Here is a 25,503-nt window from a genome sequence, read left to right as displayed (position 1 = left end):
CACGATCGGCAACACGTAACTGCAAGGAGAACGTCAATGCGTGAATTGACGATGATGGAAATCAACGAAGTGAGCGGCGGGGGTGTCATGAGCCGGCTCGGTGCGTCGGTGCTGGGCGGGATGGCCGGCATCATCAGCGGCACGGCCAAGGGCGCCGTGGTCGGTGGCGCACAGGGCGGGCTGCTCGGCGTGGGCCTCATCAGCGGAGCGGCGGGCATGGTCGTCGGCGCCGTGTATGGCGTCGTCAGCGGCGCGGTCTACGGGCTGGTCAACGATGCTCCGCAGACACTCAAGGTCTTCAATACGCTGATGGAGAACGTCTTCGACTGGCTGGCGCCGACGCCGAAGTGATCGGCCGTGCTCGGGATTCGACGTTCCGAGCGCGTGTCGGCATCCGCAGCTCCGCGTCACGCACGACGGCGCGGCATCCAACATGTACACCTTCAATCGGACGGTAAATCATGCGTATCTTGAACGACGTGGAATGCAGGGCCGTCTCGGGCGGCCTGTCGACCAGCACGGTGCTGGACTGGATCAACAATCTGGTGCGGCCGAGCAAGCCTTCCGAACCCTGGGTCAATCCGTTTCCGGCCGACAATCAACAGATCGGCGCGGTGGAGGCAATCGGGAAATTCGTCGCCGCCGTCGGCATTGCGGTTGCGGTCACCGGCTGGTCGCTGATCCGCAACGGCGGGCGGTAAGCGTCCCATCGGAACGGGACCTCGCATCGATGCAGTCATTCGTCATCCTATATTTTCGAGATTGCGCAGGGCCGTGATCGAGATTTATGGACGAATTGCGATGGCGAAATTTAGCCATTCAGAGTGAAATCGAGTCGGTTCGTCCACAGCAGCACGAATCGAGTTTTCAATCAGTCATTCAAAAGGAAGTCAAACGATGATCAAGCAACTTAGCGTAGCTGCCGCAACGGTGGCCACGATCGCCTTGGCGCCGACCGCCGCGCACGCGTACGACGGTACCGTGACCTTCACGGGTTCGCTGTCAGGCGCGACCTGCACGGTCAAGGTCAACGGCGCGAACCAGAACGGCACCGTGCAATTGCCGAGCGTGGGCGCGAGTTCGCTGGCGTCGAAGGGCGCGACGACCGGCGCGACGAATTTCACGATCGCGCTCAGCGACTGCACGAACGCGGACGGCAAATCGGTTCGCGCATTCTTCGAAGCCGGCCCCACCGTGAACACCAACGACGGCACGCTGGCCAACCGCGCGAACGTCAATGCGGCAACGAACGTCGCGGTGCAGCTGCTCGACATCGACGGCAAGGCATTGAAGGCCGGCGACATCAGCCAGCGCAACGGCGGCTCGGTGGCGCTCACGAACAACAGCGCCACGCTCGTCTACGGTGCGCAGTACTACGCGACGGCCGCTGCAACCGCCGGTAGCGTGAACACGTCGGTCACCTATTCGATCGACTACCTCTAAGCGTCAGTCCGTCGGGCGGACGGCGTATCGTATCCGCCCGCCCGACGCTTCGTATCGACCAGTCGCGCCATGCGCGCTTCTCGTCCGGCCGCGCATCGTCACGAAGCGCCGTATGCCGGCGCTTGCGGCCCATCGCATCACATGATGACCCGATTCTTATCCCTTCTGTCCCGTCGGCTCATGCCGTGCCTCTGCGCGATGCTCGCGTGCATGACGCAGCAAGCGGCGGCGAGCGTCGTCATTTCCGGTACGCGCGTGATCTATCCCGCGGGCGACCGTGAAATTACCGTCAAGATCGACAACAACGGAACACTGCCCTCGCTCGTGCAGGCCTGGCTCGACGACGGGGACGTGCACTCGCGCCCCGGCACCGCCACGGTGCCGTTCGTGATGATGCCGCCGATTTCCCGGATCGATCCCGGCAAAGGCCAGACCCTGCGGATCGTCTATACCGGCGATCCGCTCCCGCAGGATCGCGAATCGGTGTTCTGGCTCAATGTGCTGGACATTCCACCGAAAGTCGACGAGTCGAGTACGACGACGGCGCTACAGCTTGCGTTTCGTACGCGTATCAAGCTGTTTTTCCGGCCGGTCGGCCTCGATGCGGACGGCGCCGTCGCCGCGGCGAAGCAGTTGAAATGGTCGGTGGTACCCGCGCCGGGCGGCGACGGGCATGCGTTGCGCGCAACGAATGCGTCGCCGTTCAACGTCACCGTGTTGTCGGCGCGCGTCGCCCACGGCGGCCGCACGTACGGGACCGTCGACGGTGCGATGGTGGCGCCCGGGCAATCGCACGTTTTCCCGCTGGACGCCCCGTTGCCGGCGCTGCCCGGTCGGACGAAGCTCGATTATTCGACGATCAACGACTTCGGCGCTGGCGTCGAATGGCAGTCGTCGATCGACGCTACGCCGTAGCGCCGCCCGCTCCCCCTCTCGACATCCGCCCAGTGCCCGGCCGCCGCCATTCGCGCGCGCCGCGGCCCGTCATTCGAGTCTCTGGAGTCAATGCCATGGAACGCGCCGATTGCGCGACGACGCGACGCGTCCGTCCACTCATGCCAGCGTTGCGCCGTTCGTACGCGATGGTGCTGCTTGCGTGTTCGTCGCTGCCGCTCCCCGCCGCCGCGAGCGAACCCGCGCCGGCGGCCGGCCACATGCCGGGTGTCGGCGATGACGAAGCGGCGCGCAAGCCCGGCGGCAAGCCGGTGCAGTTCAATCCGGACCTCGTCGCTTCGCCGGCCGGCGATGACATCGACCTGTCGCGTTACGAAAAGGGAATGCCCGTGTGGCCCGGCCGCTACCGTTCGGACGTGTATCTGAACGGCGCGATGCTGGGCCGCGACGACGTGACGTTGCGCGAAGCGAGCCGCGGCGCCGTGCAGATCTGCATCAGTCGCGCGCTGCTCGACAAGTTCAACGCGAACCTCGCCCAGATCCCGCCGGAACGGCTCGCGCTGCTCGACGCCCCCGGCGCATGCATCTCGCTGGAACAGCTGCTGCCCGGCACGTCGGCATCGTTCGATGCGGCGGAGGCCCGCCTCGACGTGCAGATTCCGCAGGCGCTGTTGCGGCGCGCCGCGCGCGGCTACGTAGATCCGGCGCTGTGGGACAACGGTGTGACGGCGGGATTCGTCGGCTACAACGCGAACATTTACCGAAACGTCGCACGTGGGATGAGCGCGAACAGCGCGTATGTCGGCGTGAATGCGGGCATCAACGTCGGCGGCTGGTATCTGCGGCATGACGGCGCGCTGAACTGGCAGCAACGCGGCACGAAACGCTACGGCAGCGTCAACACCTACGTGCAGCACGATCTGACGGCGCTCAAGGCGAGAGTGCGGATCGGCGACGCGAACACGTCCGGCGAACTGTTCGACACGTTCGCGTTTCGCGGCGCGCAGCTCGCGAGCGACGACAGCATGTGGCCGGATTCGCAGCGGGGCTATGCGCCGGTCGTGCGCGGCATCGCCAATACCAACGCGCGCGTGACGATCCGGCAGAACGGCTCGGTGATCTACGAAACGGCGGTGCCGCCCGGACCGTTCGTGATCGACGACCTGTTTCCGACCGGCTACGGCGGCGATCTCGACGTGACCGTCACCGAGGCGGACGGCAGCGTCCGCGCGTTCAAGGTGCCCTACGCATCGGTCGCGCAATCGTTGCGGCCGGGCCAGAGTCGGTTCAGCGTGGTCGCGGGCACCGTGCGCAACCTGGATCTGTCGTACACGCCGCACTTCGTGCAGGCCACCTACAGCCGCGGCATCACCAATCTGCTGACGCTGTACGGCGGCGTGCTCGCGAACGAAAACTATCAGAACGTGCTGGCGGGCGGCGCGCTCAACACGCCATTCGGTGCGATGGCGCTCGACATGTCGGGCGCAATGACGTCGCAAGACGGCCAGCGGCTGCGCGGAACCAGCGTGCGCGTCACGTACAGCAAGACGATCGAGGCGACGGACAGCACGCTGTCGGTGGCCGCCTATCGCTTCTCGTCTGCCGGGTACCTCGATTTCGCCAACGCGCTCACCTTCGTCGACAACGTCAAGCGCAACCTGACCGGCGCCGACGCACTGCCGGCATGGCGTGCGCGCAATCGCATCTCGATCACGGCGGCGCAGCCGCTCGGCGACCGCTGGGGCCAGCTCTACATCAGCGGCTATACGCAGAACTACTGGGCCCGCGGCGGCAGCGACACGCAGTTCCAGATCGGCTACAACAACCGCTATCGCCAGCTCGATTACTCGCTTTCGGCAAACCGGTCCCGCGCCTATACCGGCGATCTCGATACGCAGTACATGCTGACCGTGTCGATGCCGCTGGGTTCGAAGCCGATGGCACCGCGCTTGACCGTCAATCTCGCACGCGACAGCGTCAGCGGCTTCACGTCGATGGTCAGCGCGACCGGTTTCCTCGGCACGCGCAACGAGGGCAGCTATTCCGTTTCCGCCGCGCGCGAAACCGGCGCGACCTACTCGGGCAACGTGTCGGGGCAATACCGGACGCCCTACACGACGGTCCAGGGCGCGTTCGCGAAGGGCGACGGCTATACGTCGGGGTCGTTCGGGTTGAGCGGAGGCGTCGTGGTTCACCCGGGCGGCGTGACGGCGACCCCGTATACGGCCGACACGATGGCTGTCGTCGCCGCACCGGCGGCAGGCGGCGCGGCGGTGGCCGGTTACGGCGGCATTCGCCTCGATTCGCGCGGCTATGCGGTCGTGCCTTATCTGAATCCCTATCGTCTCAACCGGATCGAGCTCGATCCGCGCGGCCTGCCGGCCGACGTCGAGCTGGAAACGACGAGCCAGCAGGTCGCGCCGCGCAACGGCGCCGTCGTGATGCTGCGCTATCCGACGGTGCAGGGTCGAGCGTTGCTGATCGGCTCGAAGGTATCCGACGGCACCGAGTTGCCGTTCGGGGCGCCGGTATTCGACGGCGCCGGAAACCAGATCGGGATCGTGTCGCAGGGCGGCCGGATTTATGCGCGGCTGCGGAAACCGGACGACGTGCTGACCGTGAAATGGGGGCACGCCGACGCGTGGCAATGCTCGATCAAGGTTGCGTTGCCGCCGCCCGATCGGCACGCCGCACGCGCCGGAATCGAGCGCATCGACGCGCCGTGCCAGCTGCAAGCGAAACCGGCCGCAGCGGGCGGCGAATCGGCCGCTCGACGAAGCCTCGCAGGAGAATCGTGATGGACCACAAGGAAAGGAAACGGAATGCGCGTCGGCGCGCAAACTGGCTGAGTGCCGTATTCGGCGCGCTGCTGTGGATGGCCGGCATCGGCGCCGCGCATGCGGCGCTGGCGAAATGCCAGCCTTCGTCACCGGCCGACCTCGGCCGGTTGCCGGAATCGCTGAAAATTTCCGCGGACGCGCCAATCAACACGGTCCTGTGGAGCAAAAAGGGCATCACGATCTCCGCGACGTGCACGAAGACCCTGCCGGTCCCGGGAACCAGCGGCGTGCCGGCGACGCTGTATCGATGGGCCGACGATCCCAAGCTGACGGCCAACGGGCTCGCGCTGTACGTCACTTACCAGGGCAACCGCGGGCACGGCGCCGCGTCGTTTCCGATGGGCACGACGATCAAGGCGTTCGGGGAGACGGTCGTCACGGCGACCGTCGACGTCGAGCTGGTCAAGGTCGGACCGACGCCAGCCGTCCCGACGGACTTTCCCGTCCTGTCGGTCCTCACGGTATTGATCGGCGGCCCGGACAACGCATATTCGGATTCGGCCCGCTACCTGACGCTCGGCTTCAACAATATTTCGTTTCAGGCGACGACCTGCTCGACCACGACGCCGTCCGTCGCCGTCGATCTGGGTACCCAGTCGCTCGGCAAGTCGTCGGGGCTCGGGTCCGGCGTCGGGTCGACATCGGCGGCCAAGGGGTTCTCGATCGGCCTGCGCTGCGACGCCGGCGTCGCGGGCAACTTCATCGTCAACTTGATGCTCGACGGCAACACGGTCGATGCATCGAACGGCGTGCTCGCGCTGTCGTCGTCGAGCGGAGCCACGGGCGTAGGCATTCAGGTGCTCAGGAGCGACGGTCAGCCCGTTCCGTTCGGCACACCGTGGAAGGTCGCGGGATCGCTGTCGTCGACGCTGCTGGTGCCGCTCTCGGCCCGCTATTACCAGACCCGGCAGACGACCCGGGCCGGCACCGCGAATGGCGCGGCGACTTTCACGATCATCTACCGGTAACACCGCGGCGCGTGTCCCGCGCCGCTCAGAGCAATCCGTTTTCGTACGCGTATCGGATCAGGTGAATGTTGGTGTCGGCGCGCAGCTTGCGCATGGCCGTGTATTTTTGTGTCGATACGGTGCTGACCGAGCGGCCGAGCTGTTTCGCGATGTCGGCAAGCGAGTGCCCGGAAACGAACAACCGCACGACATCGAGCTCCTTTTGCGTGAGCGGCGGCGGGGCCTCGTGCAATACCGTGCCGGCCTGATCGACGATCGTCCGGACGGTCGGCGACAGATAGTGCGAGCCGCCATCGTTGATGTATCGGCATGCGCGCAGGATCTCCCCGACTTCGTCCTCCTTGCTGACGATGGCCGCCACGCCGAGGCGGACGGCGGCCGCGAACACGGTCGGATTCTTCTGCGCGGTAAACAGCACGCGCCCGGCTTTCGGTGCCACGTCTCGAAGCTTGCGCAACAGCGCGAGCCCGTCGACCGGCCGGTTGCCGCGGGTCATCGAATAATCGACGACGACGATGTCGGTCGACGCGCGGGCCAATGATTCGATCAACAGCGAACCTTCATTGCAACAATGCTCGACGTGAAAGGACGAGTCGCGCTGGAACAACTGCATGAGTACGCTTACGACAACCGGATGATCGTCTGCAATGGCGACGGTAATGGCCATAAGGAACTTCTCGGAAAATATTTTGACCGGACAAGTCAACACGGACATCCGCATCAATGTGAATGGGGTTCGGCTGTTACCGTTCAGGGCGGTGCCGGTGACGCTGGTCAAGCAATAATCGATCGATTATTTTCTAAAGGGGACAGAAAGCCGAAATCGAACGTGACGTTGGATCATAGGCAATGAATCTGCAATGAATCGACCATTTCTCCATTCGCCGCCGTTGATATTCGGATGTTCTCGCGACGTCCTGTCAAATGCAGCCTCGGGAATGGCTGACTATCCCGGAAATACAAAGAGCTTTTCAAACCGTTTCAACTCGTCGTAGTCGCTGCAGCGTCGAATACGGCCAATCGGGTCGCGCAATGCGATAATCCGGTAGCCTTGGCGCCGCGCATCCCGTGCGGCGCGGACGCGCGATTTCGCCCCATATCGGCGCTTGACCTGCGCCGACCGACTCGCTAGCGTTTCGGGTTTGCCCGGGCGGCCATTGCCGCCGGTGCCGTGAGCGCGCCCGACGTCCTGGCGCGCGCGGCCGGGCTCCGATGGAAAAGACGATGCAGAAACTCGATGCGGCCAGCCCGCAGGCGATGTCGACGGATTTCACCGCCGACAACGTCGCGCGCCTGAAGGCGCTGTTCCCCGAACTCGTGACCGAAGGCCCGGACGGCGCGTCGGTCGACGTCGACGTGCTGAAGGCGCTGATCGGCGAACGCACGGTCGGCGACGCCGACGAGCGCTACGGCTTCCACTGGCACGGCAAGCGCAGCGCGCGCCAGGCCGCGCTGACGCCGTCGACGGGCACGCTGCGCCCCTGCCCCGACGACAGCGTCGCATGGGACGACACGCGCCATCTCGTGATCGAGGGCGACAACCTCGACGTGATGAAGCTGCTGCACAAGAGCTACGCGGGCAAGGTGAAGCTCGTCTACATCGACCCGCCGTACAACACCGGCAGCGATTTCGTCTATCCGGACGACTTCAGCGACAGCATTCGCCACTACCTGGCGATGACCGGCCAGACCGACGGCGGCGTGAAGCGCAGCACCAATACCGAGGCGAACGGCCGGTTCCACACCGACTGGCTGAACATGATGTATCCGCGCCTGAAGCTCGCGCATGCGCTGCTGTCCGACGAAGGGCTGATCGCCGTGCACATCGACGAGCACGAAGTGCATGCGCTGGTGCTGATGCTGCGCGAGATCTTCGGCGAGGAAAACGAGCTCGGCGTGGCCGTGTGGGACAAGCGCAACCCGAAGGGCGACGCGCGCGGCGTCGCGTACCAGCACGAATCGCTGGTGCTGTTCGCGCGCAACGCCGAGACGCTGCTCGAACGGGCGCCGCTCAAGCGCCCGAAGCGCAACGCGCAGCGCATGCTCGACGCCGCGCACGACGCGGTATACCGAAGCGGCAACCCGAAGGACGCGCAGAAGGCGTACCGCGCGTGGCTGAAGGCGCAGACCAATCTGTCCGGCGGCGAAGTGATGTACGACCGGCTGTCGGCGGAAGGCCGCGTGTACCGCCTCGTGTCGATGGCGTGGCCGAACAAGAAGAAGGCGCCGGACGAATATTTCACGCCGCTGATCCACCCGGTCACCGGCAAGCCGTGCGCGATGCCGGCGCGCGGCTGGCGCAACCCGCCCGCGACGATGCAGGCGTTGCTCGAGCGCGGCCAGATCGAATTCGGCCCGGATGAAACCACGCAGCCGCAGCGGATCTACTACCTCGACGAGAACATGTACGAGAACGTGCCGTCGGTGCTGCCGTTCGCCGGCTCCGACGACGCGCTGTTGAAGACGCTCGGCATTCCGTTCGACCTGCCGAAGCCGGTCGACTTCGCGGCGGCCGTGATCGGCTGGTGCACGCGCGGCGACGACATCGTGCTCGACTGTTTCGCCGGCTCCGGCTCGACCGGCCACGCGGTGATGCAGGTGAATGCGACCGACGGCGGCGCGCGCCGCTACATTCTCGTGCAGCTGCCCGAGGCGCTCGACCGCCGCGACAAGACGCAAGCCGCGGCCGCCGATTTCTGCGCGAAGCTGAAGAAGCCGCTCACGCTCGCGGAAATCACGAAGGAACGCCTGCGCCGCGCCGCGCAGCAGGTCGCGCGCGACTATCCGGAAAGCTATGGCGACCTCGGCTTTCGCGTGTACCGGCTCGACACGACCAACGTGATCGAGTGGGACCCGCGCCGCGACGATTTCGATCACGCGCTGTTCGCGTCCGTCGAACACGTGAAGACCGGCCGCACCGAGGACGACCTGCTCGCCGAGCTGACGCTGAAGCTCGGCCTCGACCTGTGCACGCCGGTCGAGCATCACCAGGTAGCCGGCAAGACGGTGCACCTGATCGGCCGCGCGATCGTCGCGTGCTTCGACGCGCGCATCTCGCGCGACGACGCGGGCCCGCTCGCCGACGGCATCGTCGACCTGCTCGATGCGACCGGCGCGTCGCGCGACGTCACGTGCCTGTTCCGCGACAGCGGCTTCGTCGACGACGTCGCGAAGCTCAATCTCGCCGCGCTGCTCGAACAGCACGGCGTGAAGCGCGTGCGGAGCCTGTGATGCGGCTGCATTTCGAAGCGGATCTCGACTACCAGCGCGAGGCGATCGACGCCGTCTGCGACCTGTTTCGCGGGCAGGAGTCGTATCGCGGCGACTTCAGCGTGCTCGCGAACGCCGCGCCCGGCACGACGGCCGCGGCTCAAGGCTCGCTCGGCTTCGCGGTATCGGAGCAAGGCGTCGGAAACCGGCTGTCGCTGACCGATGACGCGCTCGCGCGCAATCTCGCCGACGTGCAGTTGCGCGGCGGGCTGCCGCCGTCCGGCCTGCCCGGCTCGCGCGACTTCACCGTCGAGATGGAGACGGGTACCGGCAAGACCTACGTGTACCTGCGCACGATCTTCGAGTTGAACCGCCGCTACGGCTTCACGAAATTCGTGATCGTCGTGCCGTCGATCGCGATCAAGGAAGGCGTGCACAAGACGCTCGCGATCACCGAGGATCACTTCCGCGCGCTGTACGCGGGCGTGCCGTACGACTACTTCCTGTACGACTCCGCGAAGCTCGGCCAGGTGCGCCACTTCGCAGCGAGCGCGGCGATCCAGATCATGGTGATGACGGTCGCCGCGATCAACAAGAAAGAGATCAACAACCTCTACAAGGACAGCGAGAAGACCGGCGGCGAGAAACCGATCGACCTGATCCGCGCGACGCGGCCGATCGTGATCGTCGACGAGCCGCAAAGCGTCGACGGCGGCCTCGAGGGGCGCGGCCGCGAGGCGCTCGCCGCGATGAATCCGCTGTGCACGCTGCGCTATTCGGCCACGCACGTCGACCGCCACCACATGGTGTACCGGCTCGACGCGGTCGACGCGTACGAGCGCAAGCTCGTCAAGCAGATCGAAATCGCGTCGGCGATCGTCGAGGATGCGCACAACAAGCCGTACGTGCGGCTCGTCGGCGTGTCGAACCGGCGCGGCGCGATCAGCGCGCGCATCGAGCTCGACGTCGCGACGGCTGCGGGCGTGAAACGCCAGATCGTGTCGGCCACCGACGGCGACGATCTCGAGCGCCTGACCAGGCGCGCGCTGTACGCGGGGCTGCGGATCGGCGAAGTGCATGCGGTCAAGGGCGCCGAGTACGTCGAACTGCGCCATCCGGAAGGCGAGGCATTCCTGTCGCTCGGCGAGGCGTTCGGCGACATCGACACGCTTGCCGTGCAGCGCGAGATGATCCGCCGCACGATCCGCGAGCATCTCGACAAGGAGCTGCGCCTCGCCGAGCGCGGCGTGAAGGTGCTGTCGCTGTTCTTCGTCGATTCGGTCGAGCGCTATCGCCGCTACGACGAGAACGGGATGCCCGTGAAGGGCGACTACGCGCTGATCTTCGAAGAGGAATATGCGCGCGCGGCGCGCGTGCCGGCTTACCGTGCGCTGTTCGACGGCGTCGACGTGGCCGCCGAAGTCGAGCGTGCGCACAACGGCTACTTCTCGATCGACCGCAAGGGCGGCTGGACCGACACGAGCGAGAGCAGCGCGGCGGCCCGCGAGAACGCGGAGCGTGCGTACGGCCTGATCATGCGCGAGAAGGAAGCGCTGCTGTCGTTCGACACGCCGCTGAAGTTCATTTTCTCGCACTCGGCCCTCAAGGAAGGCTGGGACAACCCGAACGTGTTCCAGATCTGCACGCTGCGCGACATCCAGACCGAGCGCGAGCGCCGCCAGACGCTCGGCCGCGGGCTGCGCCTCGCCGTCGACCAGGACGGCGAGCGCGTGCGCGACCCGGGCGTGAACACGCTCACCGTGATCGCGACCGAGCGCTACGAGTCGTTCGCGGAGAATCTGCAAAAGGAAATCGAGGCCGATACCGGCATTCGTTTCGGGATCGTCGAGGAGCACCAGTTCGCGGCGCTGCCGGTGCAGGAAGACGGCGGCCCCGCGCATGCGCTCGGCGTCGAGCTGTCGCGCGTGCTGTGGAACCATCTGCACGAACAGGGCTACGTCGACGCGCAGGGCAAGGTGCTCGACCGGCTGAAGGATGCGCTGCGCCAGAGCGCGCTCGTGCTGCCGGACGCGTTCGAGCGGCTGCGTGCGCCGATCGTCGCGACGCTGCGCAAGCTGTCGGGCCGCTTCGCGGTGCGCAACGCCGACGAGCGCCGCGCGATCGCGTTGCGGCGCGATGCGTCGGGCAAGGCCGTCGTGTTCGGCGAGGATTTCCGTGCGCTGTGGGATCGCATCCGTCATCGCACCGTGTACCGCGTCGAGTTCGACAACGCGAAGCTGGTGCGCGACTGCACGGCCGCGTTGCGCGCCGCGCCGGACATCGCGCGGGCGCGGCTGCAGTGGCGCAAGGCCGAGATCGACATCGGCAAGGCCGGCATCGAGGCGATCGAGGTGGCCGGCGCCGGCACGGTGCTGCTCGACGAAGGCGAGTTGCCGCTGCCCGACCTGCTCACCGAGTTGCAGGACCGGACGCAGCTCACGCGCCGTTCGCTCGCGACGATCCTTGCGGACAGCGGCCGGCTCGACGATTTCCGCGTGAATCCGCAGCAGTTCATTGCGGTGGCGGCCGACGCGATCAACCGCTGCAAGCGGCTCGCGCTCGTCGCGGGCATCGCGTACCGCAAGCTCGGCGAGCGCCACGTGCATGCGCTCGAATCGTTCGAGAGCGAAGCGCTGACCGGCTACCTGCGCAATCTGCGGCCGGACGCGCGCAAGTCGATCCACGAGGCCGTCGTGTGCGAGACGGATGCCGAGCGCGCGTTCGCCGACGCGCTCGAAGCGCACGACGGCGTGAAGCTGTACGCGAAGCTGCCGGCGTGGTTCCGCGTGCAGACGCCGCTCGGCAGCTACCATCCGGACTGGGCCGTGCTCGCGGAACAGCACGGCGGCGAGCGGCTGTACTTCGTCGTCGATACGCCGAATGCCGACGGCCACGTGCCGAGCGAGCACGAGCGCGCGAAGCTCGCGTGCGGCGAAGCGCATTTCCGTGCGCTGACCGATGGCGATGGAGCGGCGCGCTTCGTGCGCGTCGGGCAGCCGGATGCGTTGTTCGAACCCGCGGCGGCGCCGGCGGGCGCGGTGCGGTGACACGCAGGGCGGCGACGAGCCGCCTTTTTTATCGGCGTGGCCCGGCCGTCGTCGATCGCGCCGGCTAGCCGCGTGAAAGCAATCCGCATGCTCGCGTGCGGGCGACGCCGTTACGGCTGGTTGCAAATCGGGTCGGCACGATGTTTTCGTTCGCCCGACACGTTGCGTTTTCGTCATGAAAAAGGGCGCCGAAGCGCCCTTCCCGTGCATTCACCGGCTGCGCTTACAGCGTGCGGCCGAATGCGTTGCGATGCGAATGATGCGTGGACGTCGACGCATGCGCGGTATGGCCATGTGCGTGCGAGTGACCGCGGCCCGGCTGCGTGCCGGCGCGATCGGCGATCGTGTCGGAACGGTCGGCCGCGCGCGACAGGCCCTTGTCGCGGTCGCCGGCGTGCATGCCGTTCGAGTTGCTCAGCGCCTGGCCGCTCATGTGGCCGCCCGACATGCCGCCTGCGTTGCCGCCCGAGCCGCCAGCGCCATGACCGCCGCCGTTGCCCCCGCCATTGCCGCCGGCCGCCGCATGGGCAGACACCGAGGCGAGCGCGAATAGCGCGGCCGCCAGGACGGACAGATATCGTTGCCGTTTCATTTTGTGCTCCCTTGAGCGCGTTTGCGTGACTGCATTTTATGAACGCGCAGAATTCGTGCAGCACGACGTTGTAAATGATCGTAACGACGCGTGCGGCACGCATTCGTCGGATCAATTGGGGGCGTGCATGAACGCAGGGGCGAAGCGCCGGGGCGATGCGGCGACGTCGCCCAAGCGACGACGCGCCTACTGCGCCGGCTGCATGCGCTGCGCGGCGGCCTTGTGCTGCGCGGCCTGCTCTTGCGCGTGCTGCTTCGCCATGTGATGGCCGACGATACAGCCGCCCACGGCGCCGACCACGGCGTGGTGCCCCGCATAGTGGCCGGCCACACCGCCGGCCACCGCACCCTTCATGCAGCCCGCCGCGTGCGCGCTGCCGATCGTTGCGAGCGCAACGACAGCGGTGGCGGCACGCAGTCCGATGTATCGAACGGGCGTCATGTTTTCACTCTCCTCTCGAATGATCGATCGGGCCGCTTAGTCCCAGCGGCCGCCACGCCAGCCGCCGCGCTCGCGCCACTCGTGCTCGCGCCATTCATGGCGGCGCCACTCGTGTTCGCGCCATTCGCGCTGACGCCAGCCGTCGCCGCGCCAACCGTCGTCGCGATAGCCGACCGGCGCGTACATCACCGGCGGAGGCGGCGCCACGTAGACGGGCGCCGGCGCAGCGTAGACGCCCGGCACGCCGATGCCGACCGACAGGTCGACGTGGGCCGATGCGACACCCGAGGCTGCCAGCGCCGCTACACCGAGAACTGCACCGAGAATAAGTTTCTTGCTCATTTCGCGACTCCCTGCACGTGTCGTGCGTCGTGTGACTACGGTTCGGAGTCTAGGCACCGGACGCCGACACAGGTGAAACGGGTATGCGAGACAGGTAACGGACGTTTACAGGTGTCCGCAAAGCCTGATGGAGCACGGGAGAGGCGGCATGCCGGACACCGTTGCGGCGATGCATCGGGTCGGTAAAAAAGGTTTTTTCGGCACGAAACCGGCGATCGGATCGAACCCGCCGGCGCACGGGGAGCGAACCGCCCTCATCCTGCGGCGCGAGCGGTTCGCGGCGGCGCGCGGTTACGCGCGGATATCGTCGACGCTGCGCAACCAGTGCACGCTGAACAGGTTGTCCGCATCGGTCCACACGGTATCGGGTTCGAACCCGGCGCGGCGCGCGATCGCATGGAAGCCGTCGATCGTGAACTTGTGCGAGTTCTCCGTGTGGATGCGCTCGCCGGCTTCGAAGCTGAACGTGTGGCCGCGCACGTGTACGGTCTGCGCGACGTCGCTGACGAGATGCATCTCGATGCGCTGCCGCTCGCGGTCGTAGAACGCGCAGTGCGAGAACGCATCGACGTCGAAATCCGCGCCGAGTTCGGCGTTCGCGCGCACCAGCAGGTTCAGGTTGAACTGCGCGGTCACGCCCTGCGCGTCGTTGTACGCGGCGTGCAGCGTGCGCTCGTCCTTCACGAGATCCGCGCCGACCAGCAGGCCGCCGCCGCGCAGCAGCCGCGCCGCGTCGCGCAGGAACGTGTCGGCCTCTTCCGGCGAGAAGTTGCCGATCGTCGACCCGGGAAAGAAGCCGATGCGCCGCCGCGGCGTTTCGGTCAGCTCGGCCAGTTGCTCGGCCTTCGTGTAGTCGGCCGCGAGCGGCGCGACGTCGAGCCACGGATACGCGGCGCGCAGGCGGGTGGCCGCGCCGTGCAGATGGTCGGCCGAGATGTCGATCGGCACGTAGCGCGCCGGCGCGTTCGCGTAGTTGTTCGCGAACGCGTCGAGCAGGATGCGGATCTTCTCGAGCGAGCCCGCGCCGAATTCGACGATGTCCGCATGCGGGCCGACACGCTGCGCGATCTCGGCCGCGCGCTCGCGCAGGATGCCGAGCTCGGTACGCGTCGGGTAATACTCCGGCAGTTCGCAGATGCGGTCGAACAGCGCGGAACCGGCCGCATCGTAGAAGTATTTCGGCGAAATGCTGCGCGGCGTGCGCGACAGTCCGTCGATCAGGTCGCGCTCGAACGCGCTCGGCCGCGCATCGCGGGCGGGTTGCAGGCCACCGCTCGTGGCCGTCAGGTCAGACGTCTCGCGCAAGTCGCACTCCCGTGAATTGCCAGCGTGCCGCCGGCGGAAAGAAATTGCGGTACGTCGGCCGTTCGTGCCCGGGCGGCGTCGCGATGCTGCTGCCGCGCAGAACCTGCTGGCCGACCATGAACTTGCCGTTGTACTCGGCCGCCACACCCGCGAGCGGCCGAAAGCCCGGATACGGCTCGTAGGACGAACGCGTCCACTGCCACACCTGCCCGAGCATCTGCTGGATGCCGTCGGCCGCGAACGCGGTTTCCCATTCGAATTCGGTCGGCAGCCGCGCACCGGCCCATTCCGCATACGCGGCCGCTTCGTAGAAGCTCACGTGACACACCGGCGCGTCGGGCGCGAGCGGCTCGACGCCGTGCAGGCCGAAGGTGCGCCGCACGCGCGTGGCGGCCGCGTCGTCGTCGTCCGGCATCCAGTACGCGGGCCCTTGCCACCCTTCCCGCTGCACCGTGGCCCAGCCGTCGGACAGCCAGAATTCGGGGCGCGTATAGCCGCCGTCCGCGACGAACGCCGCGAATTCCGCGTTCGTCACGAGGCGATTCGCGATCTCGTACGGCCGCACGAGCGCCGTATGACGCGGCCGTTCGTTGTCGAACGAGAACCCATCGCCGTCGTGGCCGATCTCGACGAGCCCGCCTGGCTGATGCAGCCAGCGCAACGGGCCGGCGTCGCCCGCGGCGAGCGCGCGTTGCGCATCGGCGCCGGTGCGTGGCCGGAACGCCGGTCGCAACGGGTTGCACGAGAACGCATGCAGCATGTCGGTGACGATCAGTTCCTGATGCTGCTGCTCGTGATGCAGGCCGAGCACCAGCTCGGGCGCGATCGCCTCGAGCCGCGCCGCGTCGGCCTCGGCCAGCGCGTGCAGCATCGCGTCGTCGACGTATTGCCGGTACGCATGCACGTCGTCCAGCGATGGACGCGTGAGCAGGCCGCGCTGCGGTCGCGGATGGCGCGGGCCGAGCGCTTCGTAATAGGAATTGAAGAGAAACTGGAATGCGTCGTCGAACGGCGCGTAGCCGGGCACGCGGCGCATCAGCACGACGGTTTCGAAGAACCACGTCGTATGCGCGAGGTGCCATTTCGTCGGGCTCGCGTCGGGCATCGACTGCACGGCCTGGTCTTCGGCGGACAGCGTCGCGGTCAACGCGACGCTATGGGCGCGCACGTCCTGGTAACGGCGCTGAAGCTGTGATGCAAGGAGGCTCATCGGTTTACCGTCCACGTCGCGATTCGCTGCGTTGCGTTGCCGGAAAAGGGAAAGCCTTGCGCTGGGGTGCGCGCGGCTGACGTGCAACCTGCTGCTGCGTCGTCGGGCAACCGGCGCGCGCCGGGCCGCGGATGCGGCGTCACTTCGTCTGCCCGTGCAGAACAGTATGGTCCAGAAATGTGAACGTCGCGAATCGGATTTCCGATGAAACGAAGCGGAAAGAAAAATGAAAGCATTCTCGATTGGGGGGCGTCGCACGCGGCACGAACCGTCGGCGGCCGTCGCGGCCGGGTTCGGCCGACGGACGCAATACACGTGCCCGCAACTGCACACTGCTGACGTCCGGTGACAACCGCACGGCGTGCATGAAAGGTCGATGGCGCGCGTTCGTCGGCGGAACGGCGCGATGCGCCCCTTCGTCCGTCGACATCGCGTCCCGCAGCGCCCTGCTCGACGGCCTCGCCCTTCGCTTGCCGCCGCCCGCGCCGACGATTTCGAAAATTTTTTTGCATCGATGTCACACCCGCGGGGGGCTCGCTCGTCATATCGGCGGAACCCACACGAAAGGAGAAGCCACCATGACTGCAAAACTCAATCCGTTTGCCGCCGCCCCCGCGCTGATGAAGCACTGGATGACCGTGTCGGTCGCCGCCGCCGGAAGCCTCGAGCCGACGCTGATCGAGCTGGTCAAGATCCGCGCGTCGCAGATCAACACGTGCGCGAACTGCATTAACATGCACACCGCCGAGGCGCGCGAGCAAGGCGAGAGCGAGCAGCGCATCTACCTGCTGTCCGCGTGGCGCGAAGCGCCCTGCTACACCGACCGCGAGCGCGCGGCGCTCGGCTGGACCGACGCGCTCACGCGGCTGTCGGAGGGACACGCTGCGCACGAAGCGGCCTATGCGGCGCTGAACGACCATTTCAGCGAGGAGGAACAGGTGAAACTCACGGTGATGATCAACGTGATCAACGGCTGGAACCGGCTCGCCGTCGGCTTCGGGCTGTGGGTTGACCCGGCCGACGCGAAGGCCGCCGCCGCGAAGATGGTGGCCTGATGTCGAACCTCGACCCGGCCAACGTCGGCGCCGACGAACGGGCCGACGCGGCGGCGAGCTTCGATCCGCTGCGCCGCACGCTGCTGCGCGTCGCGTACCGGATGCTCGGTTCCGTCGCGGATGCCGAGGACATGGTGCAGGACGCGTTCATCCGCTGGATGGACGTCGATCGCACCGAGGTGCGCGTGCCCGAGGCGTTCCTGCGCCGCATGGTGATGCGCATGTGCCTCGACCAGTTGAAGTCTGCGCGGCGCCAGCGCGAAACCTATATCGGCCCGTGGCTGCCCGAGCCGGTCGTCGAGGAAGATCAACAGGACGACGTCACGCTGCCGCTGCTGCTCGCGCTCGAACGGCTCTCGCCGCTCGAACGCGCGGCGTTCCTGCTGCACGACGTGTTCGGCCTCGAATTCGACGAAGTCGCCGCGACGATCCAGCGCGACCCGGCCGCGTGCCGGCAACTCGCCGCGCGGGCACGCACGCACGTGCGCGACGCGCGGCCACGTTTTCATGTCGAGAAGCAGCGCGGGATCGAGCTGGCCGAAGCGTTCTTCGCGGCGTCACGCAGCGGCGACATGCGCGCGCTCGGCGCGATGCTCGCCGAGGACGTGAGCCTGCATTCGGACGGCGGCGGCAAGCGTACCGCGGCCGGCAAGCCGGTGTTCGGCTTCGAACGCGTGATGCGGGTGCACGCGTACCTCGCCGAGCTGTTCACGACGCATGCGTCGAAGCTCGTGCGGGCCGGGTACATCAACGGATTGCCGGGTTTCGTCACGCTGGAAGCCGACGGCGAGCTGCAGACGACCGCGCTCGAGATCGACGACGGGAAGATCGTCGCGATCTATGTCGTGCGCAATCCTGACAAATTGAAGCATCTGCATTGAGGGTGGCGCGAGCATGCGTCGCGTGCCATGTGGATGCATGGCGACGGCGCCGCCCGCCCTCTTCTGTTCACCCCGCGTTGCCGGTTGCCGGCGACCGCGATCAGAACGTCATGCCGCCGGCGTTGCCGATCATGTACAGCAGTACGCCGAGCAGCGGCGTCGCGACGGCGAAACCGGCCGCCGCCAGCCAGTTCGTGCCGCCTTGCGCGTCGAGCAGCGCGAGAAACGATTCGCGGGACGTCGCGTTCGGGCGCAGCTTTTCGATCCTGCGTTCGACGTACCGCTTGTAGAGGCCGTTCCCGTACCAGCCGAGCGACACCGCGATCGCAATCGTGGCCGGGTCGAGCGTGCTCGATTCGAAGTATCCCGGGAAGTACAGCAACTCGATCAGCGTGATGCCCAGCGTGACGGCGAGCACGGCGGCCGCCTGCCAGTACATGCATCGATACGCCATCCAGACCGGGCCGAGGAAGCACGCGGCCCAGTTCCACGACTGCCGGCTTTTGCGCGATTCGGCGATCGCCCACTTTCGTTCGTACCAGTCGGCCTTCTTGCCGACGTAAGCGGCGATTTCGTCGTGGCTTGCGCGCGATGCGGCGGTCGTGACCTCGGACATGTCGTGTGCTCTCAGCCGCGCGAAGCGCGCGTCGTTGTTTTGATGCGGTGGAAATCGGGCGACGGGCGAAGCCGCCACGTCGATGCGCACACGATTCTACGCGCCGTGCATTGGCCATTGTGTGGCAAGTCGGGATGTCGAACGGAGGATGCGATGCCGCGGTTCGCACGACACGACGCGTCGGGGCTTCACGCGTCGTTTCGGACCGGAAAAGAAAAACGCCACGCGATGTTGCCGCGTGGCGTTCGTATGTTTGGCGAGCCGCGTTGCCTGTAGGCAAGTCGTGCTGCCGGACCCCTTCATTTTGTTCGTTGGTAGGCTCGATTGGATTCGAACCAACGACCCCCACCATGTCAAGGTGGTGCTCTAACCAACTGAGCTACGAGCCTAAGAAGCCGCGAATTATAGAGAGGGTTTCCGGCGAGCACAAGCCCCTTCGTGAAAATTTTTTGAAACGGGGCGTGCGCGGGCTGACGTCGATGTTGCCGGGCGATGCCGGCAGCGTCGGCCTCATCCGTTCGCATCACAGCAAAACGCGTCGATGCGCTGCGGTGTTATCCACATTCCCCTCTGGATAACCCTCCGGCAAGCCTCTGGATTCACAGTGGAACGATTGAGGATAGGTCGGCGCGGCTGTGAATCGACGAAAAGTTGTTCTGTGCTGCCGGGCGCTGTTCACGTCGCGCACCCAGGGTTATGCATTTCGCTTCGCGCCGAGAATTCAGTGCGTTACAGAGGTTATCCACTGTGACGCACAGCGCTTGTTAACTATCACTACGTATATATACGAACCCTGTTAACACCTTTGGATAAGCACAGTCGGCGGACTGTGCTTCGCGCGGGACATGCACTGCGTGCAGCGCCTGAATGAACGAAGCGGAACGCTGTGAAGCGCATCGATCGATGCGCAAGCCTTCATGTCTGTAGAATCGCCGGCATCCGGGATGCAAAGCCGGACGGACAGACTCACGGCACATGACCGATTCCTCGTTGACCCGCCTCCACGCGCTCGATATCGACACAGTCGTACAACGGATGCGGCGACATCCCGGCGACGTCGTGTTCGAGCGACGCGCGTCGATACCGGAAGCGGAAGTTCTGTGTTGCCGCTACAAGGGCGAGCGATTCAACGTGAAGTTCGATCTCGACTACGGGGTTTCCGTCGAGCGTGTCGGGCAACTTTCCGACGAAGATATCGCGGCGATCGTCGGATGGCTCGCGAAGGAGGCAGGGTGATCACGGCAGACGACACCGGGCGAAGCGATCGATGAGCGCACCTGTCGACGCGATGAAGGAGACGTTCATCGCCGGCCATGTCGCGGTTGCGGCGACCGACGTGGCGATTCGCGCCCGCAGGCGCTCGTCGAGTATTACCGTGAGACCGGCGTCGTGCGGCCCGGGTACCGTTCGGTCGCATGGCGCGGACCGGCGCAATACATCATCGAACGGCATGACCGAATCGCGCGAGGCATTTCGAATCCTGAGCCATCGATGACAGCGAGCGATACGATAAAACCGAAGCAAGGCCCGGGCGATACCAGTACTGCCCGCCACCGGAGCCGGTAATGGGACCGATCATGTGCCATCGGCACGGACGCGATAACGGGATCACGACGTCGACTGGCATTGCCGCGCGCATCCGGCAGCGCGGGCAGTTCTCGCCCGGCGAACTCGTGAAGGTTTCGCTCGACCGGCCGAAATACAGCCGTGAAATGTGGATGCTGCGTGCCGAACTTGACGAACACGAGGTCGATGCGACCTTCATCGACAACGTTGCGCACGTGAAGGCGTTTCCGAAGATTGCGGCGCTGGAACGTTTGCGTGCGCATCTGTGTTCGGCATGCCTGGACGAATTGCTCGTGCGCTCCGGCGAGGTGCCCTATAAACCGACGACGAAGGAACAGGCGTTCGACACGTCAGTCGTCGCGGCGAATGCGAATTGGCCGCGCGGCGTCGCACGCTGCGAATTGCACGGCTTGATCCGGCCGACGCGGACGTCACCGGATATCGAGGCCGCGATCTTGTCGATCGACGTGATCCGCGATTGTCCTGTCGTGCGAGTAACCGATGCCAGCATGAAGCAGGGCGCCACGCACTGGTTTGACGAAACGTTCTTGCGCAAGGTGCTCGGGCCGGATATCGATATCGTTGAATCGACGTTCCGCATCGACGATCGGGCTATGTTCGTGCAGCTGTGGGACGCCGGTGAGCTCGTATGTCCGGTATGCCTGCGGGCGGTGTTGGAACGTAGCGGCCTGTGCAACGACGACACGCCGACATGAGCGTAGCGGAGCCATCGTGACGGGCACGATCGAGCAGCACGACATGACGGACGACGCCGCTCGGCGCAAGATTTTCTGGCTGCTTCAACGCGTGACGAGCTTGTCGCACTGGACGCGCAAGCGCGACGGGTTCGCGCGATTTGCGAACGCGTATGAACATGCGGCGAATACGTGGCCCGATGACGATCCGGAGCCGACCACTACGTCATCGCGCCGGAAACCGGCGAGATTCTCGGGATAGTGGGGACGAAGTGACCCGAAGCGCGAGCGGCGGTGTGTGGATAACCGGCGCACGATCCAGTTGAAACCCTGTGCATCCGACCGGCGAGCATTCCGGTTTCGATGGGCTCGTTGACCTGAATGTCTTGCCCGACAAGGCTTTGTCGACAATGCAAGCGGGCAGCGAACAAATCGCGTGCGACTTCCGGAAGTCGAATGCCTTGTGGATATCGTCGACTCGAAGCCACTCGAAACCCTGTGCATTCAACGGGTGAGCGCAGTCGAATCCGGCGAAGACGCTTGGCCGATCACCCGGCTTGTGGATATCGACGCCCAAAACAACCCGAAACGCTGTGCATGCCAAGGGTGAGCGAACCCATCGAAGTCAGCATGCGGCACCGTCATGATCGATGTGGATATCCTGTTCCGCGGCGACTCGAAACCCTGTGATTCTAAAGGTGATGGAGCGGTTTCAATGTGAATAACAGCCGACGAAAGCCAGTCGAAACGCTGTGCATTCGAGCGGTGAGCGTGCGCCCGTTCAAGCGGGCCGAGCCGCGCCGGAAAAGGCGCGGGCGGCCACCACCGACCGCCGTCCGGGCGCGCATCGTATCACTTCAAGTCTGCTGATCGAGCGCCTGCAGGACCGCTTTCTCCCCGACGCTCCCGGCCGGCCCGACCACCGCATAGTTGAGGCCGTTCACCGATCCATACCGCGCCAGCAGCGCGCCATCCACGCGTTGCCCGGCCGGCAGCAGCCGATGTTCCGATTCCGCCGGCCGGAGATAGAAGCTCAGCGTTTGCCCCGCATCGTCCTGATAAAGCACCATCGCGGCCGTGGCCCCGCTGTCCGTCGTGAACAACCGTCCGCCGACCGGCGTGAACCCCGCCGCGCTCAAATCCGGCAGCTTCGCCGACGCACCGACGCGCCTGGTGAGCCACCCCTGCAAATCACCCGCACCGGTCGGCCGGTAATCGACTTTCGCCGTCTGATCGACCACCATCATCCGGTAGGCCTTGACCGCATCGCTCATCGGCGCGATGGGCGGCGGCGCGTTCCAGCCGCGCGCTTGCCACCCGCCGAACGTCCCGAGCCCGACGCAGAACACGAACGACGCCGCCATCGCGAACCGCATCCGTGTGCGCTCCGCCCGCCGGCCGCGAATCGCCGCCGGATCGAGCGCGGGATTGTCCGCCGGCATCCGCACGCTCTCCAGCGCGGCCCGCAGCCGCTGCGCGTCCTGCTGCCATTGCTTCACCTGTTCCGCGCGCTCCGGATGCAGTGCGAGATAGCGTTCGACCGCGGCGCGTGCATCGTCGTCGAGCTGGCCGTCGACATAGGCCTGAAGGTCATGTTCGTTCGGAGGCGTGTTCATTTCTTCATCAACCGCAAGGAAGGAGTAGGCAGTTCGCCGTCGCTGAGCTGGCGCAGCGCCTGGCGCGCACGGGAGAGCCGCGACATCACGGTGCCGATCGGCACGTCGAGCAGGTCGGCGACTTCCTGATAGGTGAAGCCTTCGACCGCGACGAGCAGCAGCAGGCTGCGCTGCTCGTCGGAGAGCCGGCCGAACGCCTCGAGCGTCGCGCGCGCCGCGAATTCGCGTTCGGCGGACGGCCAGTGCGCTTCGTCGTCGTCGCGGATGCGGCCGAGCAGCCACGCGTAGCGCTTCGCGCTGCGTTTCCCGTCGAGAAACTGCCGGTACAGGATCGTGAACAGCCAGCTGCGCAGCGACGCGTCGTCGCGACGGCTCGTCCAGCGCGACAGCGCGCGCTCGAGCGTCGACTGGACGAGATCGTCGGCCGCGTGGACGTCGCGCGCCAGCCACAGCGCGAAGCGTCGCAGCCGGGGGATGAGTTCGCGCAACGCGTCGTCGTCAAGGGCGGTGGAGTGCATGGCCGGGCCGGTTGCCGAAAGGGTCGTAGTGCCGCGTAGGACGCCGGTCGGCGCCGATTATTCCCTCCAGCATACGAAAAAACTTTTCGTGGAATAAAGCGGCGCGGGCGGCGTCCTACGCGCGTTCGACAATGATCTGACGATCGGGAGTGCATTCATGAAGCAATCTTCGTCTTCTTCGCCGCAGCGCGAGCCCGGGCGCGGGTGGTGGCGCTGGGCCGTGATCGGCGGCGCGGTGGCCGGCGTCGCCGCGGCGTTCGGGTATGCCGGCGGATGGCTCGCGCCCGCGCGCCTGACCCCGCACCGGCTCGTCGACGCGCTGCAGACCAACAGCGGCGTCCATCCGGGCTTTCGGCGCAATCACGCGAAGGGCGTGTGCGTGACCGGCTACTTCGAAGGCAACGGCGCCGCGAGCGCGTATTCGGTCGCGCCGTTCTTCAAGGCGGTGCGCACGCCGGTGGTCGGGCGCTTCGCGTTGCCGGGCGGCAACCCGTACGCGCCCGACAGCAGCGTGCCGATCCGCAGCCTCGCGCTGAAGCTCACCGCGCCGGACGGCGAGCAATGGCGGACCGGGATGAACGCGATGCCGGTGTTTCCTGTGGCGACGCCGCAGGCGTTCTACGAGCAGACGCTCGCGACCCGGCCCGATCCGAAGACGGGCAAGCCCGATCCGGCGAAGGTGAAGGCATTTTTCGGCGCGCATCCGGAGGCGGGCGCCTTCCTCCAATGGGTGAAGCGTGCGAAGCCGAGCGCGAGTTACGTCACCGAAAGCTATTACGGGCTGAACGCGTTCTATTTCGTCGACGCGGCCGGCAAGCGCCAGGCGGTGCGGTGGCGCGTCGTGCCGGAGCAGACGGCCGGCGCCGGCGACGTCGCGACGGCCGCCGATCCGAACGTGCTGCAGCAGGACGTGACGCAGCGCATCGCGGCCGGTGCGCAGAAGTGGAAGCTGCTGGTCACGCTGGCCGAGCCCGGCGACCCGGTGGACGACGCGACGAAGATCTGGCCCGCGCAGCGCACGACGATCGACGCGGGCACGCTCGTGCTCGATCGCGTGGAGGCGCAGGACAGCGGCCCGTGCCGCGACGTGAATTACGACCCGACGGTGCTGCCGCAGGGGATCCAGGTGTCGGGCGATCCGTTGCTGGCGGCGCGCTCGGCCGCGTATGCGGATTCGTATCTGCGTCGCACGAGTGAAGAGGCCGGCGTGGCAGGCGTGGCGCGATTGAGTGGGGAGGGACGATGATGAAGGCTTCGACGATGTTTAGCTGGCCGGCGCGGGTGCTGCATTGGGTGATGGCCGCGATGATCCTCGCGATGCTGTTCATCGGGGTGGGGATGGTGGCGTCGGTTTCCGCGCGGCACGAGGTCCTGGTGGCGATTCACAAGCCGCTGGGTGTCGCGGTGCTGGTGTTGGTGTGCGTGCGGATCGTGGTGCGGATCGTGTCGAAGCCGCCGGCGTTGCCCGAGGATCTGCCGGGATGGCAGAAGGTGGCCGCGCACGGGTCGCATCTCGTCCTGTATGCGCTGATGGTTGCGATGCCGCTGATCGGCTGGGCGATGCTGTCGGCTGGCGGATATCCGGTGACGCTGGGCGGCGGCGTGCAGTTGCCGGCGCTGGTATCCGCTGATCCGGTGACGTTCGCGTGGCTCCGGGTTGCGCATCGCGTGCTGGCCTACCTGTTCTTCCTGACGTTCCTCGCGCACTTCGCGGCCGCGCTGTATCACGGGTTGATCCGGCGGGATGGGGTGGTGAGGGCGATGGTGGGACGGTGAGCGACGCGGGTTGGGTTCGATGCGGCGGGGCGGTTCGCGGGCGAGCGCGGCTGCTGCTGCCGCGCTCGCTTATATATGACCAATCGGGAGGCTCGACGGCCGCAGGCACGGCATGTCAAAAATATTTCACGAAGGGGGTTGCGGAGACCGGGGCAGGTGCTTAGAATCTCGCCTCTTTCGCGCTAACGGAAACGCGGCGCGGGGGAAGAAGGGAAGCGGTGCTGTTGAAGTCGGTTGTAGCGACTCCAGTGCATACGAAATTAAACCGCAGTCGTCGCAACGAAGTAGTTAAAAAAGTTGTTGACGAGTTTCAAAAAACGGTTAATAATCTCGCTTCTCTGCTGCTGAAAACGCAGCGCTGCCGGGAAACTTCAGGTTCCCTCGCAGAATGCTCTTTAAAAATTAACAGCCGATAAGTGTGGGCGCTTGATGAAAGCGAGCTGATCCTCGGATCAGATAGCAAAAGTATCAAGAGTCTCACACTAAAG

Annotated in this window: 24 protein-coding genes, 1 tRNA gene and 1 pseudogene; 16 read left to right on the top strand and 10 right to left on the bottom strand. The window is 66.0% G+C overall.

Annotated elements, in window-relative coordinates:
* The first annotated feature begins 36 nt into the window (after positions 1-36).
* The 6 genes from WS54_RS13190 to WS54_RS13165 all read left to right on the top strand — a co-directional run bounded on the left by WS54_RS13190 (position 37) and on the right by WS54_RS13165 (position 6,145).
* A complete protein-coding gene (locus tag WS54_RS13190; protein WP_034209701.1) occupies positions 37-351 on the top strand; it encodes a hypothetical protein in 315 nt (104 codons plus the stop codon).
* 110 nt (positions 352-461) lie between these two features.
* The gene (locus WS54_RS13185) at positions 462-701 is read left to right on the top strand and encodes a hypothetical protein (RefSeq protein ID WP_034209702.1); all 240 of its coding nucleotides are present in this window, start codon (positions 462-464) and stop codon (positions 699-701) included.
* A 196-nt stretch (positions 702-897) separates the two neighbouring features.
* Positions 898-1,443 (top strand): fimbrial protein, encoded by a 546-nt coding sequence (locus tag WS54_RS13180; RefSeq protein ID WP_034209703.1) that lies wholly within the window; start codon positions 898-900, stop codon positions 1,441-1,443.
* A 69-nt stretch (positions 1,444-1,512) separates the two neighbouring features.
* The gene (locus tag WS54_RS13175; RefSeq protein ID WP_236872783.1) at positions 1,513-2,358 is read left to right on the top strand and encodes a fimbrial biogenesis chaperone; all 846 of its coding nucleotides are present in this window, start codon (positions 1,513-1,515) and stop codon (positions 2,356-2,358) included.
* 140 nt (positions 2,359-2,498) lie between these two features.
* Positions 2,499-5,135, top strand: coding sequence for a fimbria/pilus outer membrane usher protein (locus WS54_RS13170; RefSeq protein ID WP_236872782.1), 2,637 nt, complete (start codon positions 2,499-2,501; stop codon positions 5,133-5,135).
* Positions 5,135-6,145 carry a fimbrial protein gene (locus WS54_RS13165; protein WP_059780456.1) on the top strand — a complete coding sequence of 337 codons (1,011 nt, stop codon included), beginning with the start codon at positions 5,135-5,137 and terminating at the stop codon, positions 6,143-6,145. The genes WS54_RS13170 and WS54_RS13165 overlap by 1 nt, the downstream gene beginning before the upstream one ends.
* 25 nt (positions 6,146-6,170) lie before the next feature.
* Here WS54_RS13165 and WS54_RS13160 read toward each other — a convergent pair whose 3' ends face one another.
* Complete coding sequence (locus WS54_RS13160; RefSeq protein WP_236872781.1) at positions 6,171-6,923, bottom strand: response regulator transcription factor; 753 nt, start codon at positions 6,921-6,923, stop codon at positions 6,171-6,173.
* 434 nt (positions 6,924-7,357) lie between these two features.
* On the opposite strand from WS54_RS13160, the gene WS54_RS13155 reads away from it, so the two are divergent.
* Both WS54_RS13155 and WS54_RS13150 read left to right on the top strand, forming a co-directional pair.
* Positions 7,358-9,376 carry a site-specific DNA-methyltransferase gene (locus WS54_RS13155; RefSeq protein WP_059780457.1) on the top strand — a complete coding sequence of 673 codons (2,019 nt, stop codon included), beginning with the start codon at positions 7,358-7,360 and terminating at the stop codon, positions 9,374-9,376.
* The gene (locus WS54_RS13150) at positions 9,376-12,402 is read left to right on the top strand and encodes a type III restriction-modification system endonuclease (protein ID WP_059780458.1); all 3,027 of its coding nucleotides are present in this window, start codon (positions 9,376-9,378) and stop codon (positions 12,400-12,402) included. Before WS54_RS13155 ends, WS54_RS13150 begins: the two co-directional genes overlap by 1 nt.
* Before the next feature lie 223 nt (positions 12,403-12,625).
* Here the strand turns inward: WS54_RS13150 and WS54_RS13145 are convergent, their stop codons facing one another.
* The 5 genes from WS54_RS13145 to egtB all read right to left on the bottom strand — a co-directional run bounded on the left by WS54_RS13145 (position 12,626) and on the right by egtB (position 16,292).
* Positions 12,626-12,994, bottom strand: a complete 369-nt coding sequence (locus WS54_RS13145) for a hypothetical protein (RefSeq protein WP_059780459.1) — start codon at positions 12,992-12,994, stop codon at positions 12,626-12,628.
* Positions 12,995-13,180: 186 nt separating this feature from the next.
* Complete coding sequence (locus WS54_RS13140; RefSeq protein WP_059780460.1) at positions 13,181-13,435, bottom strand: hypothetical protein; 255 nt, start codon at positions 13,433-13,435, stop codon at positions 13,181-13,183.
* 36 nt (positions 13,436-13,471) lie between these two features.
* Positions 13,472-13,777, bottom strand: a complete 306-nt coding sequence (locus tag WS54_RS13135; protein ID WP_027783093.1) for a hypothetical protein — start codon at positions 13,775-13,777, stop codon at positions 13,472-13,474.
* 291 nt (positions 13,778-14,068) lie between these two features.
* The gene (gene egtD, locus WS54_RS13130; protein WP_059780461.1) at positions 14,069-15,082 is read right to left on the bottom strand and encodes an L-histidine N(alpha)-methyltransferase; all 1,014 of its coding nucleotides are present in this window, start codon (positions 15,080-15,082) and stop codon (positions 14,069-14,071) included.
* Positions 15,066-16,292: an ergothioneine biosynthesis protein EgtB gene (egtB, locus tag WS54_RS13125; RefSeq protein ID WP_059780462.1), complete on the bottom strand. Its 1,227-nt coding sequence runs from the start codon at positions 16,290-16,292 to the stop codon at positions 15,066-15,068. The genes egtD and egtB overlap by 17 nt, the downstream gene beginning before the upstream one ends.
* Positions 16,293-16,870: 578 nt before the next feature.
* On the opposite strand from egtB, the gene WS54_RS13120 reads away from it, so the two are divergent.
* Both WS54_RS13120 and WS54_RS13115 read left to right on the top strand, forming a co-directional pair.
* A complete protein-coding gene (locus tag WS54_RS13120; RefSeq protein WP_059780463.1) occupies positions 16,871-17,347 on the top strand; it encodes a carboxymuconolactone decarboxylase family protein in 477 nt (158 codons plus the stop codon).
* Complete coding sequence (locus WS54_RS13115; protein ID WP_059780464.1) at positions 17,347-18,228, top strand: sigma-70 family RNA polymerase sigma factor; 882 nt, start codon at positions 17,347-17,349, stop codon at positions 18,226-18,228. The genes WS54_RS13120 and WS54_RS13115 overlap by 1 nt, the downstream gene beginning before the upstream one ends.
* Before the next feature lie 100 nt (positions 18,229-18,328).
* Here WS54_RS13115 and WS54_RS13110 read toward each other — a convergent pair whose 3' ends face one another.
* Together WS54_RS13110 and WS54_RS13105 are read right to left on the bottom strand one after the other, a co-directional pair.
* Entirely contained in the window at positions 18,329-18,844 is a 516-nt protein-coding gene (locus tag WS54_RS13110; RefSeq protein WP_059780488.1) for a DUF2628 domain-containing protein, read from the bottom strand.
* Positions 18,845-19,156: 312 nt separating this feature from the next.
* Positions 19,157-19,233 (bottom strand) — tRNA-Val (locus WS54_RS13105).
* 601 nt (positions 19,234-19,834) lie between these two features.
* Here WS54_RS13105 and WS54_RS13100 point away from each other — a divergent pair.
* The 4 genes and pseudogenes from WS54_RS13100 to WS54_RS13085 all read left to right on the top strand — a co-directional run.
* A complete protein-coding gene (locus WS54_RS13100; protein WP_236872780.1) occupies positions 19,835-20,080 on the top strand; it encodes a hypothetical protein in 246 nt (81 codons plus the stop codon).
* A 31-nt stretch (positions 20,081-20,111) separates the two neighbouring features.
* The gene (locus WS54_RS13095; RefSeq protein ID WP_236872779.1) at positions 20,112-20,339 is read left to right on the top strand and encodes a hypothetical protein; all 228 of its coding nucleotides are present in this window, start codon (positions 20,112-20,114) and stop codon (positions 20,337-20,339) included.
* Positions 20,340-20,409: 70 nt separating this feature from the next.
* A complete protein-coding gene (locus WS54_RS13090) occupies positions 20,410-21,126 on the top strand; it encodes a hypothetical protein (protein ID WP_059780467.1) in 717 nt (238 codons plus the stop codon).
* 16 nt (positions 21,127-21,142) lie between these two features.
* Positions 21,143-21,319: pseudogene (locus WS54_RS13085) on the top strand (Imm71 family immunity protein); the annotation flags it as partial.
* Positions 21,320-21,962: 643 nt separating this feature from the next.
* On the opposite strand, the gene WS54_RS13075 reads toward WS54_RS13085, so the two are convergent.
* Positions 21,963-22,721 carry an anti-sigma factor family protein gene (locus tag WS54_RS13075; RefSeq protein WP_034209720.1) on the bottom strand — a complete coding sequence of 253 codons (759 nt, stop codon included), beginning with the start codon at positions 22,719-22,721 and terminating at the stop codon, positions 21,963-21,965.
* Positions 22,718-23,239 carry a sigma-70 family RNA polymerase sigma factor gene (locus WS54_RS13070; protein WP_059780469.1) on the bottom strand — a complete coding sequence of 174 codons (522 nt, stop codon included), beginning with the start codon at positions 23,237-23,239 and terminating at the stop codon, positions 22,718-22,720. Before WS54_RS13070 ends, WS54_RS13075 begins: the two co-directional genes overlap by 4 nt.
* Before the next feature lie 157 nt (positions 23,240-23,396).
* Here WS54_RS13070 and WS54_RS13065 point away from each other — a divergent pair, with 157 nt between their 5' ends.
* Together WS54_RS13065 and WS54_RS13060 are read left to right on the top strand one after the other, a co-directional pair.
* Positions 23,397-24,485, top strand: coding sequence for a catalase family peroxidase (locus WS54_RS13065; protein WP_059780470.1), 1,089 nt, complete (start codon positions 23,397-23,399; stop codon positions 24,483-24,485).
* Positions 24,482-25,015 (top strand): cytochrome b, encoded by a 534-nt coding sequence (locus WS54_RS13060; RefSeq protein ID WP_059780471.1) that lies wholly within the window; start codon positions 24,482-24,484, stop codon positions 25,013-25,015. The genes WS54_RS13065 and WS54_RS13060 overlap by 4 nt, the downstream gene beginning before the upstream one ends.
* Positions 25,016-25,503 lie beyond the last annotated feature (488 nt).

The organism is Burkholderia sp. NRF60-BP8 (assembly GCF_001522585.2).
GTDB lineage: Bacteria > Pseudomonadota > Gammaproteobacteria > Burkholderiales > Burkholderiaceae > Burkholderia.
The sequence above is the reverse complement of the archived record's forward strand: the minus strand, read 5'-3'. Positions and strand labels throughout refer to the sequence as shown.